Source organism: Microcoleus sp. S13_C5 (assembly GCF_036700845.1).
Taxonomy (GTDB): domain Bacteria; phylum Cyanobacteriota; class Cyanobacteriia; order Cyanobacteriales; family Microcoleaceae; genus Microcoleus.
On record NZ_JAUBPR010000075.1, the window covers coordinates 1 to 17,090 of the forward strand.

Sequence of the window (17,090 nt, forward strand, 5' to 3'; positions counted from 1 at the left end):
TTATTTGAGCGATGTCGAAAACTGTTAAATCTCAAACAGTTAATCAGTGGTTTGACTCATTTCTATTGGTGGCCGGAAGCAAAAGTTTAATCATGGTTAATCGACCGGACGTGATATCAACGCCGCTTTTATCAACAAGGTATGCGGGCTGCAACCCTTATACAGTCTATTTCGTAGACCTCTTTGTCACCCCCCAGGGACTACCGAAAGCGTTTGCAAGCCCTACTTATTGTGGTTTGTTTTCAGACAATAATACTTGAAGATTTGCCGATTGAATGCGATTTTTTAGCCACTGATTAAATAATTCTATTTGTAATGCTTGTTTGAGAGAATTATCTAATTGAGCCGGGATAATTTCCTCGACTTTTAATAAACAATACCGAGTCTCGATCACTAATGGACCAATAATCTGCCCTGCTGTACAATTTTCTAGGGATAGCGCAATTTCTTTGGGTAAATCCCCGCGAGAGACTGACCCTAATGCTCCCCCAATTACTGCATCATCGACTATCGAGTATTCTTTTGCTAGTTGAGGGAAATCAACGGAACCCTTTTCCAATTTATCTTTTAAATCCTGTGCGATTTGAGAGCTATCAACAACGATACGAGATAAAACTAGCTTTTCTAAGTTTTTTTGTTGTTCCAAGAAATAACTTTCTAGTTGGGGTTCGGTGATGTTTGTTTTACAAGTTTCTATTTGGATGAGAAATTTCATTTTCTCTCGGAAGTCATGATAACTTAAGCCCTGACTCGCCAACCAAGTTTGAAATTTATCGATAGTTGTCAATCCCTGTTGCATTCGCAATTCTAGAATAAACTGCTCTAATACCTCTAAACTGGGTTCTGCAATCGCCCGTTCTCTAACTTCTTTCTCAAGCAAATATTGTCTAGTAATTTCCAATAGAAATTTGGGTAGTTCTCCTGAATTTTTTAGATAGGCTAATCCTCGTTCGATGGAAATAATTTCACCATCAATTTCCAGTAAACCACTATCCACAGATTGCACAGAACGATCCAATTCAGGGAAAGGAAATACAGATTGATTTGTACCTTCTAAGGGTGCAAAAGGAATATTGTCCATGATTTTTTCCGAGTAAAGTTAATTAGGAATGTGGGGGAAAATCCCCCAGAGAGTAAATTAAGCTTTGGCTTGAGCGAAGGCTTTGAATGCTTTTTGTTTCTCAAGGTTTGGATTATTACTACCAACTGCGGTGAGAATGGCAACCAGGGCGTTTTGCTTCGATTCGTCAAAGTCTAAGGTCTTAAAATTGATTTTGCTAATCGCATCACCAATCTGCACAAATTGCGCTGCTTCACGAGAACCAACCGCACCTACCAGTTGCACGATCGCATCAGTATATTTTTTCTCTTGTAGCTTTTTGAATGCGCCAACTAAAGCCATACCTTGCTGACCAAAGCCCGCAAGCTCGAAACCTTTCCCTAGAGCATCCTCGTAGTTTTCTTTCCAGACATCTTTAACAAGAGCTACAAGGGTATCGACTTGAGCGTCTTTCAGTCCGGAAAAAGTTTTCAGGCGGTTTTTCGCCTCACCCTGTAAATATTGCTCGATGAAACCTGCGCTACTCTTCGGATCATCGATCACTTTCCAGATATCAGTAGCCCAAACTTTCACATCCTGCTGTTTATTTTTATCGATATCTACGGCGGCGATGATAATGTTAGCAGCAGCACCAGCGAATTTACTTTTATCGCCCTTGACTGGATTGAAGAGATCGTAAGCTCCCTCAACCCAGTTTTTCCCATTACGCACATCGATCGCTTCCAGTACAGAACCCATCGCGTTGACGTAGAAAGGATCTTTATTTACTTTTTTGGTCGTTAGTGCATCTTTAAGGGAAAAGGCTGCATCAACCCAATCGGAAGCATTCTGCACTTTGACGAGGGAAAGTACACCGGAAATCAACCGCTTTGTTCCTGTCTCACCACTACCAATCTCCAGTGAACTACCATCTACCAACTGCACAGTAGTAACTAAGTTAGACGCGAAATCTTTACCCGCTCTGGCGAGGTCGTAAGCCAGGTTAGCAGCTTTGGCAACATAACTCACTATCGGAATATTATAGTGACCGATAATGTTCAAAACTGCTTGAATTTGGTCATCATCGCTATATTTATCCACTCCCCCGATCCCATCAAGAGCGGCTTGTGCTGTTTTCATACTGATTCCGGTGGTCTTGAGAGCTTGAGCCGCAGTACTGGTGACAGCATTAGAGGAGAGAAACCGTTGAGACTGATTTTTTAGAAAATCCACTGAGAAACCGAATGCTCCTAAAACTGTTTCCCCTGCATCTTCCCATTTGCCCTTAATAGCTAATTTTCCTGCCTCAACGATTTGACCAAGGGAACTACTTTTAAAGGATTGCTTGAGATCGCCCCAGGCTTTTGTGTACTCTCCTTCTAGAACATTGATAATCGCACCCCCCAATTTAGCATAGGAATTATCAACGCTACCGAGGATATTTTCGATCATCGGACTCCATTTTTCTTTCCAGAGCTGCTCTAAATTCAGGCTTGAGGTACTAAGGGGTTTTAATCCCAGGGCGATCAAATTGGGCCCTTTGTCTAAAATTCCTAAGGCTTCCTTGACAACGGGATCAACTAACTTATCGTTGACGAAAGCCTTGGCAGATTCGTATTTGTTCTTGAGATCCTGGTAACGACGACGGGTGATATCGTCGATACTTCCCGGATTTTTCAAGATAGCATCAATATCTTTCAATGACTGCTCAATACCCAATACCTCTTTATCGAGTTGTTGGGCAACATTTTGAGTATCTTGCCAGATCGATTTGGCTTTATCTGTCACCGTCGCTTCAAATTTTGAGAAACCATCAGAAATTTTCTGATCCAAAGTTGAATACGACTTTTGTACTGTGTTTTTAAAAGCATCAATAACCGAGGTTGGGGAAAAGCGTCGTCCCAAATCCCCGATGATGCTTGACACGCGGCTATTAGCGGTTGTTTCTAGAGAATTAAGTCTCGAACTGGCGCTGTTAAAGTCGGTCAACGTTGGCAAGGAGTTTTTAGCGGTATTAAACGCGCTATTGACGTAACCGGATAAAGAACGATCGAGGGAAGTTAATTGACCTGCTATCGAATTCCAGCCACCTTTCGCGAAATTAGTAAATTCATTCGATAGTAAATTTTTTGCTGCCTTAATAGCCGGAGCGAGCGGATCGTCGATCGCACTGAGGAATTTATTCCGAATCGAAGAAGGAACCCAACTCGGTAAAATTCTATCGGCTATGGAAGTTATGGCTTTAGTAGCAGTTACTCCCGCGCCATCTATCGATCTCGTCACCGAATTAATCAAATCGTTCGCTCGGTTGTTGATGCCAGAGATCGCGCCGTTTACCTGATTATAAATCCCTCTGACCTGACTATTCGCCGTATTCCACAAACCGTTTAAATCGAACTGATTTAAAATCCTGTTTGCCGAACTCGTCAAGCTATCGACGGTAGCCCGGAGCGGTTGCAGGATTCGAGTTGGTAAGCCCACAGAAGATTGGAGAATACCCGATATTTCGGCAGTCAAGCGATCGCCTAAAGAGAGAATTTGTTTATCAAGATCAGCAATCTGTTTGTAGCCATCTGCGATTGATGAGGTTTTTCCAGAGAAGACATCGCCAGCTTGAAAGTCGAAATTTCCAACGAAACTCTCTATTGATTTCCCTATTTCCGCGAACTGCTTGTTAAATTTATCGCTACTTGATTGCAGATTCGCACTTAAGGTATTGACATTTGGCAGCAAGCTATCGACTGATGGAAGAGATCGTATTTTCTGAACCAACCCGGAGATATTAGATTTTAAAGTAGCGATCGGCGAACTAAAGACATCATTAAATAAATTATCTAATTGACCACGAGCGCCATTTAGCCGCCCCGTGTACCCGCTAATTTCATTCTTTAATCCGCTAATTCCCGAATTACGAACTAGGGCGGTTAGATTCCCTAATTTTTTTTCTACCTCCTTTTTGCCTGAATTAATCCATCCACTGAGTTGTTTTTCCGCTTCTGCAAACGGGTTAAAGATATCAACAACTTTGTTAACAACGTTGTTAACAAAGCTACCAAAGCCGCTTGCTTGCTCACTGGCGATCGTTCCATCGTTCCCATACCATCTTTCTGTTTCCAGGATCAGCGATCGACTTCCCGTATCGCTAACAAAATCGTGAAGCGTAGGCGTGGTTCTTCTGGCTAAATCCAGTGCTGTCTGGATATCGAGTAGCCCGAAACCGCTTTCCGCATCCCATCCTGACTTACCAATATCCTTAGCACTATGCTTAATAATATCAAGGACTTGACCATAATTCAGATCGGGTTTAGCTTCCCAAATCAGCGAAATCCCCCCTGTAACTTTAGCAGTGGCGATGGATGTCCCTGAAACCTCAGTAATCCCATCACTATTAAAGGTACTCAGGGAGAAAACAGGATTTTCGATTGTTCCGCCAGGGGCGAGAATATCGAGAGATTGACCGTAATTTGAATAATTCGCCCGTCCGTAGCCATCAGCAGCCCCTACGGTAATGATATTGTCAAATAACCGTGAAGCTTGCCCTAAAGCGGACATTTGCTCAAGCCCGCTATTTCCTGCCGCAGCTACGATAATTACTTGATTGCGTCGGGCATAATCTAAAGCGGCTAACTCTGCTGAGGTTAGTTGAGTACGAGGTGTAATGCTACCATCAGAGTTAATTTGGGTTAAATCGAAACTGAGGTTGATAACGGCATTTTTCTGACCAAGTGCTTTGGCTTGATCTACAAATTCGATCAGCGAATCTGCCCATTTTCCACTACCGATCGCTCGACTTAACCAAATCTTAGCTCGATCATTAATTCCATCAATCCCCAGATTGTTGTTTCGAGTTGCACCGATAATTCCTAAAATACTTGTTCCATGTTCACTCTCACTCGCTACTGAGGAGAGGGGATTACGATCATTGTCGATGCGATCGCTACCCAAAATCAAATTGTCATAGTTCAGATCGGGATGAAAAGCACTAAAGCCAGAATCAATAATCCCAATCAAAGGATCAGCACCCTTAGCCACTCGCTCAGACCAATCTCTAGAAGCGTTTAAAGAAGTTTCTATACCCCCAGCAAAACCCTCTGATGACGGAGAAAAATTTAATAAATCTCCTTGCTGCGGCATCATCATCTGACTGCCAACTTGCGACAGCATAGGAAAAGGGGAATCAGGTAAAAGCCAGTTTAAGTGATTAAGCTGGTTTTCAGAAACATTAACCAAAGGATTATTTACTGCTGATAAATTGATATCCATTGACAAATTCACTCTCCGTTTAATCAAATTTTGTACAGGACTTACGCAAGTGGCACAACCTAAGATTGCGATCGCGTCGGCAAGGCGGAGCCGGGGAGCAGGCGCTACATAGTTGATCAGAGCGCGAACGCTTTTACTTTTCGCGATCGCACCCGATCGTGAAACCGTCCCGGCACTGCGCCGTCGAGGCAAGCGCGATTGTTGTCAGGCTTTTCCATGAGGAAAGGCGTTGGCTGTTGAAGGGGGTAAATAAGCAGTCGTACAGAAACTTACGTTGTTTACCAAGCTTGAAAAAATGGTTTGTTGAAATCTTTTGTAACTCTGCTTGATTTTGGATCATTTATTTGTTGCAACACTTTTATCTAAATAGATAGGGGTAGTGTTAAGAGTACCTATCTCGGAGTGAGCAGGACAACCAAACGGGGGATTGTTCCTAGAAAAAATCACACAATTTATTTAGACGCCCTATATTGCCTTTGTGTGGGTGGAGCGCTCGCTTTGACTTGGAAGACCGCTAACTGCACCCGCTCTTCTCCGATTTCTTTAAGCACCTTTCAAAAAGTTGGCTCAGTAGGAAATTTCTTGCCGGACGCTGCTATTGCATCCATACGTCCGCTGTTGAATACCTTGGGAGCAGTAATACTCGGATTTTTCGAGCTACTACCCTCTATAGACTCAATTTAATCTTTTTGCAACCTTTATTCCTCAGTTTGTTTATTGGTCATCTATCTCTAGACATACTTAGCTTAATTCTTTAGAGAGATGCCTGTCAAGGGAAATCAATAAAACTTGTGTAAAGAAAACGTCATGGAAGGCAAAAATTCAACATTTCCTGGTTTGGGCCTGAGTAACTTAGAAATAGGTTGAGAAGAAATGCCCCAATTTACATTCACTTCGAGAGCAAATAGTTCTTGAGATAATTAGTACATCCTTATATCTCTCCGTCCATAGGGGATTTACTGATATAAAAATGATGTACGCACTATTCTGTAAATTACGAGCTAAGTAATAGCCGTAATTTCACGCTCGACGTGTGATCTCGGCCACTGTGAATAGGTCAGTAATTAAGTAGAAGCCCCTTTTCTAGCGTTAAACCCTGATTATAACTGTATCGTTCAAGAGCTATAAAAGTCTATTAATTACTTCCACAGCTTTTGAGACGCATCTTATCTCTATAAGATTTCTTCTCCCCCGCCTTTGTAAGTCGGAAAAGTCGGATCGTAAAGTCGGAAAAGTCGGATCTTGCATAATCTATCGAGCTCAGCTTAGGTTAATATCGACAAAAAAATAGTTGCACGCTAGATCACAGCTTGTCTCTTAGTAGCCTGATTTCTCTAATTTCCTAACTTTTCCTTTTGCTAGTGGGACTTAAACAAATTTTCACAGTTAATAGCGTTAAAACCCTTGCTAGACAAAGAAAATACGTCAAAGGGGATAAAATAACCTGAAGGCCCTACCTCTCAAAGATTAAGGAAAGCTTTGTTTTGCCTGAAAACTTGTTGGTTAAGTCCCGTTAGCATGAAAAAGCGATCGCCACCCTCAGAGTACAGCGATCGCACAATATCAAGAGAATCCTTACCCCTAAGCCTCTTCTTTCAACCCATCCTCCAGTAACATCCGCACTCTGGTCCACTTTCTTGCGCCCCGTCTTTGTGGCTAACATCGACAGTTTACGGTGCAGAGTTTCGGACATATCCACGGTAAACCTGACCGTGGCTTCTTTATCCGGTGCTTGCAGTTTACTCATAAGGCTAGGCTCCTTTGATTGGATGGAAACTGGTTGTGGTGCAGAGGCTTCCGGCTTCGGTGGTGTAGCGACTGGCAATGCAATTTCCGGTGGTGGTGTTGCGGGCAATGCAGCTTCTGGTGTTAGCGATGCTGTGGGCGTTGGTGCTGACGATACAAGTTCTGGTGGTGTTGGCGATGCAGCTTCCTTTGTACCGAAAACAAACTCTTCCATCGCACTGCCCAGCGGTTTGCGTTTCTTGGTACTCATTTCAACACTCCCATGATTTCCTTAAACAGTCGGCTGTACTCTTTGCCAGAATATGAGGCAGGTTGACCGCCCAAATCCCACACCGTAGCTGCTTGACCCGAAGAATCAGCAATCACTTGTTTTTGGTGAATGACTGGTTTGATCACTTTAATGGTGGGTGTAAGTTTTCCCAACAACTCCATTGCTTCGGTTTTGAGCTTTGTGCCCTTCACCGCACGGCAAGCGAAACATCACTGCTTGGGGCGGGCCTTGTCTTACTGATTGAGCTTGTTTAATGAGTCTCACCGCCTCGGCGGCTGATTGTACGTCGATACCACTTGAATGAATTCCAGTCCAACAACACCCAATTTGTAAACTCCAATTCCTTTTCCCTCATGCGTTACAGCGTCATCGCCACAAAATTAGAGACATTGAGGGCAGGCAAAAACACGCCCCTAATCAACGAATTATCCCTCTTTTGTCACTCTGGGAAATTAAAAATGAGACCAAAATTTTCAACTGTAGATAGATTAAGGATTTGAGCAGTTATTTTCTAACAGAATGGCTGCAATCAAGGTTTTTAGTAAAAGTCTTATGCTATAACCATCCCAGATTATTTTCTGCCGAAAGTGACAAAAGAGGGATCAACAGTCAACAGTCATTAGTCATTTAAAAACCCGACACTCACAACTTATTTAAAGTTGTCAATGTCGGGCATAAATTCAACAAATTACAGCAAAAATCTAGGATTTTTTGCCGAAAATTTGTTCTTTCAAGGCTTGAATTTCTTGAGCTAATTGTTGCCTGTTGGACGATCGCAGCAAATAGCGGTAGATAAACCACCCGGTGTATCCGATACCAATTAGCTCGAATGTGGGTGCTAGCAGGGGGATGTCGTTGAGTTCATCTATTATCCCCAAAAGCACTTTCAAAGAGATAATCGAGGCTACAATTACACCGATAACAGTCAGGGGACTTTTGTATTGCTCGTAAAAGCTGCCGATGTAAGCGGGAAACTCGGACAAAATTGAGATAATTTGTTCTTTGATCTGCTGGGTCTGACTTGGCGGTTCGTCGGTAATTATGACTTTTGTTGTACCGAGCGAACTGTCTGCTTCATTTCCGGCAGGAATGTCGGTGATGATAACGGTTGTTTCTGGTTCGTTTGATGAAGTCATTTCTCCACTCGCAATAGTTTTTTGCTGATTGGCGGCAGGTATTTCAACTGCTGCTGCGGCTGTTTCAAGAGCCGGTATTTCGACTGCTGCAACCTCCCCGTCGGTTGGTTCAAGAGCCGACACTTCGCCTGTTTCTGAAGTCGGTATTTCGACTGCTGAAACGGGCGCCGCCACTGCTTCAGGAGCCGATATTTCGACTGCTGAAACCTCTGGTGCTGAAGTCGGTATTTCGGCTGGTGAAACGGACGCTGCCGGCTGTTGTGCGACAGAAGTTTCGGTTGCAGTTCCCGCGTTTTGCTGTTCTGGGGTAGGAGTTTCGGCCGCGACACCAACAGCCGGCAAATTCAAGTTGCTAATGGCATCAAGCAAGCGGGTTTTAGCCGTCCCCCGCTGGTGAAGGATTACCCAAGATTCTATCAGGTCAGGGCCGTGCATTGCACCTGTCAGAGCGGCTCTGAGCGATCGCATAATTAGCCCTTTGTTAAGATTTTTCTCTTTACTGAGCTTTTTAGTGATTTTCTGAGCTTCCGCTGATGTCAGGGTGGAATGACTTTCCATCGCTTCTACAACTGCTTGTAAAGCCTGTGCAGCCCCTGTGTGCTGCAACTGTGCGAGTGCTTCTTCTTCGTATTCCACCGTGGTGGAGAAGAATACCTTACACATATCCACAGCATCAGTTAAGCGAACGAGACTCGGGCCGATTAAAGCAGCTATTTGTTCGAGCCAAGGGCGGTCTGCCTCCAAGTCAAACTCATAACCGCCTTTCTGCCACCAATAAGGTATCAGCAAATCTGTCAATTGCGGCACTGGCATTTTGTGCAGGTATTGACTGTTAAGCCAATTGAGTTTATCCCAATCAAATTTTGCACCGGCTTTGTTGACTCGATAGAATGTAAATAATTCTGCTGCTTCCGACAGTGTAAATATTTCCTGCGTTGAATCCGGCGGAGTCCAACCGAGCAAAGTCATGTAATTAACTAAAGCTTCGGGCAGGTAGCCCATATCTTTGAAGTCAGAAATCGAGGTTACGCCGTCGCGTTTAGAAAGCTTTTGTCCTTGGGAGTTTAAAATCAGCGGCGTGTGGGCAAATTCTGGGATTGTCGCGCCCAAAGCTTCGTAGAGCAATATTTGTTTCGGAGTATTGCCGATGTGATCTTCCCCGCGGATGACGTGGGTGATGCCCATGTCGATGTCATCGACAACTACGGCGAGGTTGTAGAGTGGTTGGCCGATGACGCCGCCGCTGGATGCACGGGCAATCACCATATCGCCGCCGAGGTCGCTACCTTTCCAGGTTACGGTGTCGCGCACCATGTCGTTCCACGCGATCGTGCGATCGTCGTCGATGATAAACCGAATCACAGCTTGTCGCCCTTCGCCTTCAAAAGCTGCGCGCTGTTTGCTTGTCAAGTCGCGGTGCCGGTTGTCGTAGCGGGGGGCTTGTTTGTTGGCTTTTTGTGCTTCCCGCATTTCGTCGAGTTCTTCCGACGTGGTGTAGCAGCGGTAGGCGAGTCCATTGTCTAGAAGGGTTTGGACTGCTTGGCGGTATATTTCCAGACGTTGGGACTGAAAACTCGGGCCTTCGTCCCAGTTCATACCCAGCCAGGTGAGTCCTTCGAGGATGTTATCGGTGTATTCGCTTTTAGAACGTTCTACGTCTGTGTCTTCTACCCGCAGGATGAATTTTCCGCCTTGGTTGCGGGCAAACAGCCAATTAAATACGGCGGTTCTGGCGGTACCGATGTGTAGGTTTCCGGTGGGACTGGGGGCTAGACGGACTCTGACATTCATGTAGATTTTTGCTTTTAGATTGGGCGATTTGCTGGTTGGGGGAATAGCTGAGGTTTAAGACTTTAAATTTTATTATATTTTGTTGCCGAATTAACAGTTGTGCTTGGCAGGTGATTTGCCTCGAATTGTTTGATATTCGACGAGCGGGCGATCGGGCGAAAGTGTCCGGCAAGGCAGGAGAGGGCATCTTGATGATATTAGCTTGCCGGTGGCCAAGACTGGATTCACCTTTGGGACTATTTTTCACACCACAAATAACTGCTTTAGGAGTACCGAAGGCGCACCTGATAACTTTTGATGCTTGTAAAATGTTTGTGTGCGATCGACAACATTAAAATATATTTCCCTATGTCTGCTGCTAAAACCGAGTTTTCCGAATCTGTTGCGCCCTCACCCGAGTCTTTTGCGGCTGCTTGGCAGATTGAGTTACTGTACGACGGTGAATGTCCTCTGTGCGTGCGGGAGGTTAATTTCTTAAAAAAACGCGACGCGGGGCGAGGTGTAGTGTCGTTTGTGGATATCGCGGATGATGGCTACAACCCGAAGGCCCACGGCGGAATCGACTACGAAACGGCGATGGGTCGGATTCACGCGATATTACCCGACGGTACGACGGTTAAAAATGTAGAGGTTTTTCGCCGCACCTACGAGATTTTAGGTATGGGATGGGTTTATGCTGTGACTAAGTTACCAGTGATCGGGGCGATCGCCAATTGGCTGTACGGAATTTGGGCAGACTGGCGGCTGAAGCTGACGGGAAGGCCGGATTTAGCAACTATTATGAGCGATCGAACTCAGCGGATCGAGTGCGAAACTCAGGGTCGCTGCCAACCCAACTCGAAATGAGTCATATTTAATAAGTGCGATCGCCCTATCAGAAGATGTCAGCATAAACAGACTGCAACTAACATTAAAGATGGACTACTATTAAAGGTCAAAAAAAATGCAAGATGCAGGCTATACAGTCTTCATGGGCTTCGGTGGTCTCTGGATACTTATGGGAATTGCCGCTGTGATTTTCCTGTTAAAATCGGACGGTCAAAAACTTAGGTTTGGCAAATGGGGATTGCTAGTTGCTATTCCTATTCTCGTCCCCATCGTCCTAGTTTTGACATATCAGATCGCCCGACCCTTTATTTCCTCGCACCTTTGAGCGCTGCTGGAAGTCGATCGTCCGTAAGAGAAAGGAATTAGTTAAATTAAGTTTAGTATTATTGCTCATTTTCGGGCGATCGCAACTGCTCGTTGGCCCATTGACGCAAAGACCGAATTATGGCATTGTCATCTTGAGTTTCTGCCATCTGCAAGAATTGATTGAGCATTGCCACAGAAAGGATGGGAAATGTCGGACTGCGATCGCAGGAAATATATTCCCGATTTTGCAATTGATAAATTTGTACAGTTTGTGCCCGATACCGCCAAACTTCAGGGATTTCTAGCTGTGTGTAAACTACAAATCGATTAGAAGAAGGACTGGTAATATCAACTTCAATTACCAAGTCTGGGGGAGGATCGGTTGAGATGTCAAGCCTTCTCCCTAGAATGCGATCGACATTTTGGATATAAAAACATGAATCTGGTTCTGCACCTTGTTCTAAATCTTCACGGTTGAGAGTCGTCGAACCAAATCCCTTAATCTTCAAGTCCAACTCCTCAGTCAAAGCTGTAACAATCCGTTTGAGCAAACAGTTAATAGTTTCATGCAAGTCGGATGGCATGAGAATTTCTAAGACTCCTTGAGAATATGAAAATCGCGAGGATCTCTTGTCTCCTGCTTCTGCTAATAAGCTTTCGTAAGTCTGCCAACTGATATTAGATAATACTACCCGTTGTGTCGTTTCTTCCGGTGAGGGCTTAATGTTCGTAACGGTCATATTTTCCCGCTCCTTAATCATGTCCTGCTATCTAAATATCATGAGATTCGTAGTCAGGACTTTAGTCCTTTTTTATCCGCAGGAGGACTGAAGTCCTGACTACAAACTAACTCAATTTAGAAAGAGATTTATGAAAGGTTTAAACTTTCTATTTACGAGAGAACGGGACAGACGGGGCTCGAACCCGCAACTTCCGCCGTGACAGGGCGGTGCTCTAACCAATTGAACTACTGTCCCTCGTTTTGCCGTTTTTTCAGGCACAATTTCTATTATGCCTATCACTTCACCTTTTGTCAAGAGGTTTTTTGAACTTTTATTTGGAAGCCCAAAATTTGAGTCTCTTGCAGGGGACTGAAGTTGTTGTCGCTCACCAAAATCAGACCTCTGCTAGCATCCGCCAGGACGGGGCCAAATGTCAACCCCTCAATGTTGTCTAGGGGAATTTTCAGGGTTTCCAAATCCAGCAGCAGGCGTTTTTGAGCGGGAGAAACCTCGCTGAGACGGCTTTTGAGGCTTTCGAGTCCTTCAATACGATCGCCCTTTTCCAGAGAAATCTCAAAAATTCTGATAGTTGTGCCGGTTTCCAGCGAGAAAGCACGCTCTAAACTCAGCAAGCGGTTATCGTCGATCGCCAACAAATCCACTAAACCGTTGCTAGTTAATTTTCCCACAGGATTCGCACCAGCGGGTAGCGGTTCGGTGATGTAGAGAAACGATGCTTCTGGATTGCCGCTCACCGCATCGTAGCGCAAAATCCGGCACGGACTCCCGGTTTCCAGGGAAACTACGGCGCCATCTTGAACCAAGGCGTTTTCGGTAGCTGTAAATAGGTATTTGCGATCGGGCGTTAAAGTTAAACTTTCAAATGATAGATTGTTGCGGATGCCTTTAGTGCCCTTGTCGTCGGGCAAAAATAGGTCAGGAATTGCCAGCGTTTTCAGCAGTTTACCATTGAGGGAGAACTCTTTGATAAAAGGATTTATTTGGCGATCGACATCTCCCTCAGAAGAAACAAACACGCTATTGCCAGTAAAAACTATCCCTTCGGTATCTAAACTTAATTCAGGAAAACCTTTGCCGTTTTCATCTAATAAAGTAGTGACACCAGTAAAAGTAATTTGCTCTTTTTCCAGTTTACCAGATTGCAAGTTGATTTTGAGAGTATAGAAGCGCGCCGGAGCCTTGCTGCTGCGGTCATCAGAAATGGCGTAATAAACTTGTTTGTCGGCATCATAAGTAATGCTCGATAGTCCGCCAATTTCCGTCCCCTGAAACGGAGAACCTGTAGGAAATATTGCTCTGCCGATAAAATCTATTTTCGTAACGGCGAAAGATTTGGCTGACTGGTTTACCCAAATAGCAACAGTTGCTGCCATCAAAAAACAGACAATAAATATAGTTGCTTTTCCTAGCTTTCGCATTTTACCAATAAATACATTATTACCTATCTTCCTCTTCCCTTTCTTCCTTCGCGCCGCGACGAAAGCGGTTCATTGAATCAGAAAATCACGGCTCATGATTTAGCAAAAAATTGGTCAACCAATCTTTAACCACATAAGTAGCACGACAGTCGTCCTCATTGTAGCGGACGATCGCCTCTAAGAGCGAGCGATCGCCAGTTTTGAGCCAATCGTCGTACCAGCAGACGCACTGAGCACCATTAGCCTTAGCATCTCGCCAGTCAAAACCCAGCCAGCGGGCAATTGGTTTGAGTGCGTAACTTTCCACCGGCATAATCGCCTTTTGCGTCACTTGTTTGTGAATATCTACAAACCGTTTCAGCACGGGTTTCCACAAATAAGCTGGAGTATTGTAAAGTTTAGCCAGCCGCTTAAAAGTCTTGACTTCGTAGTCGCAAAAGTGGAAAATCGGAGCAATGGGATAAGCCCACATTAATTCTAAAAATTGCTCCCAGATTTCACCTTCCTCTGCTGCTGATTCTGCTAAAAAACCGTGGAATTTTTCCGTATTGTTGTACCTGTCAACAACTAAGACTCCGTGGAGGTAATCCAAGTTTAACTCTGGTTCCGCTTCAATGTCAAAGTAGAGTTCGATTGGGGCGATCGGCAAAAAGACAGATTGGGAATAGGGAATTGGTTTCTTGCGGAGAATTGGCGCAGGTATAGAAGATGTCGCAGGTTTATTTTCTCTAATTTTTACTTCCTCAACTGCGATGCCATTCAAGATATTGTCTACAATATCTGGTACGATTTCACATGAGTTAAGTTCTTCTGAATTCTCACTTCTACCTTCTTCTCGATCGTTAATTCGTGTATCCGTGTCAAAATCCGTCTCGTGCCTTCCTTCTTCCTTCTTCCCTCTTCCTTCTTCCTTATTCCTGACATCCGTTACATCCGTTACAAAATCCGTTGCCGAACTTCCTTCTTCCCGCAACAGCGGTTGATTTAGCAAGTGGGATTGAGCTTGCTGCACCACATCAAAAGCAACTCTGTCCGGGAATTCTGGATACTCAGCCAGAAGTTCGGAACTAGCATTAGCGAGAGCTTCTACATCAGTAATTTCAAGAGTTTTTAGTCTAGCATAGCGGCTGGCAGTAACTCCTGGCAATAAGGAAAGATGTTTAATAGATTCGGCTTCGGCGTGACAGATAGTATACCAACCGCAAAGATTGCACTTTTGCCGAGAAATGAACACCTCGGGTTTATCCCGATTTTCTATCATCTGAATGCAGTTGTCTAAAATCTCGAACATCTGAGGAGTTCGCTGGTCGAGATTCACCTGCCACCACCCTTTTTTTCGCAGCATCAGCCACGCAGCCTCGGGCATTGTTTCCTGTACGGAAGCTAAAACTTGGGCGTGAAAAGCTGCGATAATTTGATACTCTTGTTTTGGTCGCTTGCTAAGCCAAATATCCGCAGTAATATAACTCCAATTGCCAAATTTTGATTGTCCCGGCTGTTTGATTAATAAATGGGGGCGGCTAATTAGGGTAATGTTTGAAGAGGGAAGATTGGAGGATGAAAGATGAACGGGAGTTTCGGGGATTTCGCCAAATTCTGGGAAATATTGACTGTCAATTCCTACGACGGAAGTTGTTGCGGCGTTGGTTTTGCCGAATTCGCCCTGGATCAGAACTCCTCGGTAAATGCGATCGACCCCTTGCTGCATTAAACTCAATGTAGCGGCAGCGCCGGCTTCCCAATCCCCTCTAGGATAATATGGTTGTTGGTAAGTCTCGTGTTCCAAAGCTTGCTGCTGGTATGCGGCGCTGTCGCGCATCAGTTTCAGCAGAAAGTCGCTGGGGGGATCTAGTTGTTTCCAGTCTCCGCAGGTATCTAAAAAAGCTCGGAGATGGCATCGTTGATAGGAAAGTAGCAGTTTGTCAGTTATTAACATTTAGTATTCGCAAGGCATAGAGTATCAGGCAAAAGGTATAAAATTCACACCATCAGTTATTCAATATTAACGCTATCAATAATTCAAAAAAAAAATGACAAAGGACAATCATCGGCAACAATTCCCAGCTTTGGCCAATAAAGCTTATTTTAACTACGGCGGACAAGGACCGCTGCCTGAGCCTGCTTTAGAGGCGATTTATCAGGCTTACAAACGGGTGCAGCTTGGGGGGCCGTTTTCGGGGGAGGTGGGGGCTTGGGTGGTTCAGGAGGCGATGCTGACGCGACGTGCGATCGCATCTGAGTTGACGGTACCTCCTGAAACCATCGCCCTAACTGAAGATGTCACCGTCGGCTGCAATATTGCGCTGTGGGGCATTGACTGGAAAGCAGGCGACCATTTGCTGCTTTCTGACTGCGAGCACCACGGCATTGTAGCTAGTGTAATGGAACTTCAGCGCCGTTTCAACATTGAGGTTTCGGTTTGTCCGTTGGTGGCTACTTTGAATGAAGGTGATCCGGTGGCGGTGATTGCTGATAGTTTGCAGCCAAATACTCGCTTGTTGGTTATCAGTCACATTTTGTGGAATACTGGCCAAGTTTTGCCTCTGGCTGAGATTGTGAAAGTATGTCATCAAACAACAGTCAAAGTATTAGTTGATGCGGCTCAATCTGTGGGGGTTTTGCCTTTAAATTTGATTGAATCAGGGGTTGACTTTTATGCTTTTACTGGTCATAAATGGTGGTGCGGCCCGGAAGGTTTGGGCGGGCTTTATGTGAGTGCGGAAGCTTTGGCCGATTTGCATCCGGTGTTTATCGGTTGGCGGGGAATTGTGACGGATGCTAATGCTAAAGTCCTTGGCTGGAAGCCTGGAGCGCAGCGCTATGAAATTGCGACTTCGGCTTATCCTTTGTATGCGGGTTTGCGGAGTGCGATCGCCCTGCAACATGAATGGGGTACGATCGAGGAAAGGTATGCAGAAATCTGCCATTTGAGTAAGTATCTCTGGGAACGTTTGTTGGAACTTCCCGATGTGGAATGTTTGCGAAAATCGGCGCCGGAAGCTGGTTTGGTTTCGTTTCGATTAACTAATGGGATGCCGCACAAAAAGCTTGTCGATTTGTTGGAAAAACAGGGAATTATGGTAAGGACTATTCTTAATCCTGATTGTGTGCGGGCTTGTGTTCACTATTTTACAACTGAGGCGGAGATTGATAAGTTGGTTGGGGCGATCTCTATAGCGAAGTTTTCCTTTGAGTAAAACTTTAGCATCGCCACTTATTCATTTTCAGCAAGCCACAGCTCGATTTCTTCTCGGTTATGTTCGTAATAGTTCGCAACCGCTTGCAAATCTTGAAGGGTGAGTCCTGGATAATTATAAAGAAGTTCGGCTTCAGTTGCGCCCTGTTGTTGGTAGGCGATAATCGTCCAGACGGGAATGCGGGTATCGCGAATTCGCGCTGCACCGCCACAAATTCCTGGAGTGTTGTGAATGGGATGTTGAAGGGTTTGGACGAATTGCAGCGTTTGTGCTAGCAAGTCATCAGGCAGTGTTTCAATGGTTTGGAGAAGTTGTTCTTTGATGGTCATAATCGATATCCAGATGCAATAGC

12 protein-coding genes, 1 tRNA gene and 1 pseudogene are annotated in these 17,090 nt (G+C 44.8%); 3 read left to right on the forward strand and 11 right to left on the reverse strand.

The window, feature by feature from the left end; genetic code table 11:
* Positions 1-226 precede the first annotated feature (226 nt).
* From QUA04_RS18980 to gltX, 6 genes and pseudogenes are all read right to left on the reverse strand, one after another.
* The gene (locus tag QUA04_RS18980; RefSeq protein WP_333259185.1) at positions 227-1,081 is read right to left on the reverse strand and encodes a peptidylprolyl isomerase; all 855 of its coding nucleotides are present in this window, start codon (positions 1,079-1,081) and stop codon (positions 227-229) included.
* Between the two features lie 57 nt (positions 1,082-1,138).
* Complete coding sequence (locus tag QUA04_RS18985; RefSeq protein WP_333259188.1) at positions 1,139-5,302, reverse strand: S8/S53 family peptidase; 4,164 nt, start codon at positions 5,300-5,302, stop codon at positions 1,139-1,141.
* 1,513 nt (positions 5,303-6,815) lie between these two features.
* Entirely contained in the window at positions 6,816-7,298 is a 483-nt protein-coding gene (locus QUA04_RS18990) for a hypothetical protein (protein ID WP_333259191.1), read from the reverse strand.
* Entirely contained in the window at positions 7,295-7,510 is a 216-nt protein-coding gene (locus tag QUA04_RS18995; RefSeq protein ID WP_333259194.1) for a hypothetical protein, read from the reverse strand. The genes QUA04_RS18990 and QUA04_RS18995 overlap by 4 nt, the downstream gene beginning before the upstream one ends.
* A gap of 510 nt (positions 7,511-8,020) precedes the next feature.
* Entirely contained in the window at positions 8,021-8,455 is a 435-nt protein-coding gene (locus QUA04_RS19000) for a CAAD domain-containing protein (RefSeq protein WP_333259256.1), read from the reverse strand.
* A 366-nt stretch (positions 8,456-8,821) separates the two neighbouring features.
* Positions 8,822-10,246, reverse strand: a pseudogene (gltX, locus tag QUA04_RS19005) (glutamate--tRNA ligase); the annotation flags it as partial.
* Positions 10,247-10,543: 297 nt separating this feature from the next.
* On the opposite strand from gltX, the gene QUA04_RS19010 reads away from it, so the two are divergent.
* Together QUA04_RS19010 and QUA04_RS19015 are read left to right on the forward strand one after the other, a co-directional pair.
* A complete protein-coding gene (locus QUA04_RS19010; RefSeq protein ID WP_333259197.1) occupies positions 10,544-11,092 on the forward strand; it encodes a DUF393 domain-containing protein in 549 nt (182 codons plus the stop codon).
* A gap of 97 nt (positions 11,093-11,189) precedes the next feature.
* Positions 11,190-11,399, forward strand: a complete 210-nt coding sequence (locus QUA04_RS19015; protein ID WP_190735803.1) for a hypothetical protein — start codon at positions 11,190-11,192, stop codon at positions 11,397-11,399.
* 58 nt (positions 11,400-11,457) lie between these two features.
* Here QUA04_RS19015 and QUA04_RS19020 read toward each other — a convergent pair whose 3' ends face one another.
* The 4 genes from QUA04_RS19020 to QUA04_RS19035 all read right to left on the reverse strand — a co-directional run bounded on the left by QUA04_RS19020 (position 11,458) and on the right by QUA04_RS19035 (position 15,477).
* Entirely contained in the window at positions 11,458-12,120 is a 663-nt protein-coding gene (locus tag QUA04_RS19020; protein WP_333259199.1) for a Uma2 family endonuclease, read from the reverse strand.
* 163 nt (positions 12,121-12,283) lie between these two features.
* Positions 12,284-12,357: transfer RNA gene (locus QUA04_RS19025), tRNA-Asp, on the reverse strand.
* 56 nt (positions 12,358-12,413) lie between these two features.
* Entirely contained in the window at positions 12,414-13,541 is a 1,128-nt protein-coding gene (locus tag QUA04_RS19030) for an esterase-like activity of phytase family protein (protein ID WP_333259202.1), read from the reverse strand.
* Positions 13,542-13,626: 85 nt separating this feature from the next.
* Complete coding sequence (locus QUA04_RS19035) at positions 13,627-15,477, reverse strand: TM0106 family RecB-like putative nuclease (protein ID WP_333259205.1); 1,851 nt, start codon at positions 15,475-15,477, stop codon at positions 13,627-13,629.
* A gap of 94 nt (positions 15,478-15,571) precedes the next feature.
* Between QUA04_RS19035 and QUA04_RS19040 the strand changes: the two genes are divergently transcribed.
* On the forward strand, positions 15,572-16,738 hold the full coding sequence (locus QUA04_RS19040) for an aminotransferase class V-fold PLP-dependent enzyme (RefSeq protein WP_333259208.1): 1,167 nt from the start codon (positions 15,572-15,574) through the stop codon (positions 16,736-16,738).
* Positions 16,739-16,755: 17 nt separating this feature from the next.
* Here the strand turns inward: QUA04_RS19040 and QUA04_RS19045 are convergent, their stop codons facing one another.
* Complete coding sequence (locus tag QUA04_RS19045) at positions 16,756-17,067, reverse strand: DUF433 domain-containing protein (RefSeq protein WP_333259211.1); 312 nt, start codon at positions 17,065-17,067, stop codon at positions 16,756-16,758.
* Positions 17,068-17,090: the final 23 nt, after the last annotated feature.

Coding starts and splice junctions, on each gene's coding strand:
- QUA04_RS19035 (WP_333259205.1), bottom strand. CDS start 15,477: ATGTTAATAACTGACAAACTGCTACTTTCCTATCAACGATGCCATCTC.
- QUA04_RS19045 (WP_333259211.1), bottom strand. CDS start 17,067: ATGACCATCAAAGAACAACTTCTCCAAACCATTGAAACACTGCCTGAT.
- QUA04_RS18990 (WP_333259191.1), bottom strand. CDS start 7,298: ATGAGTACCAAGAAACGCAAACCGCTGGGCAGTGCGATGGAAGAGTTT.
- QUA04_RS19000 (WP_333259256.1), bottom strand. CDS start 8,455: ATGACTTCATCAAACGAACCAGAAACAACCGTTATCATCACCGACATT.
- QUA04_RS19020 (WP_333259199.1), bottom strand. CDS start 12,120: ATGACCGTTACGAACATTAAGCCCTCACCGGAAGAAACGACACAACGG.
- QUA04_RS19040 (WP_333259208.1), top strand. CDS start 15,572: ATGACAAAGGACAATCATCGGCAACAATTCCCAGCTTTGGCCAATAAA.
- QUA04_RS19030 (WP_333259202.1), bottom strand. CDS start 13,541: ATGCGAAAGCTAGGAAAAGCAACTATATTTATTGTCTGTTTTTTGATG.
- QUA04_RS18980 (WP_333259185.1), bottom strand. CDS start 1,081: ATGGACAATATTCCTTTTGCACCCTTAGAAGGTACAAATCAATCTGTA.
- QUA04_RS19015 (WP_190735803.1), top strand. CDS start 11,190: ATGCAAGATGCAGGCTATACAGTCTTCATGGGCTTCGGTGGTCTCTGG.
- QUA04_RS18985 (WP_333259188.1), bottom strand. CDS start 5,302: ATGGATATCAATTTATCAGCAGTAAATAATCCTTTGGTTAATGTTTCT.
- QUA04_RS19010 (WP_333259197.1), top strand. CDS start 10,544: ATGCTTGTAAAATGTTTGTGTGCGATCGACAACATTAAAATATATTTC.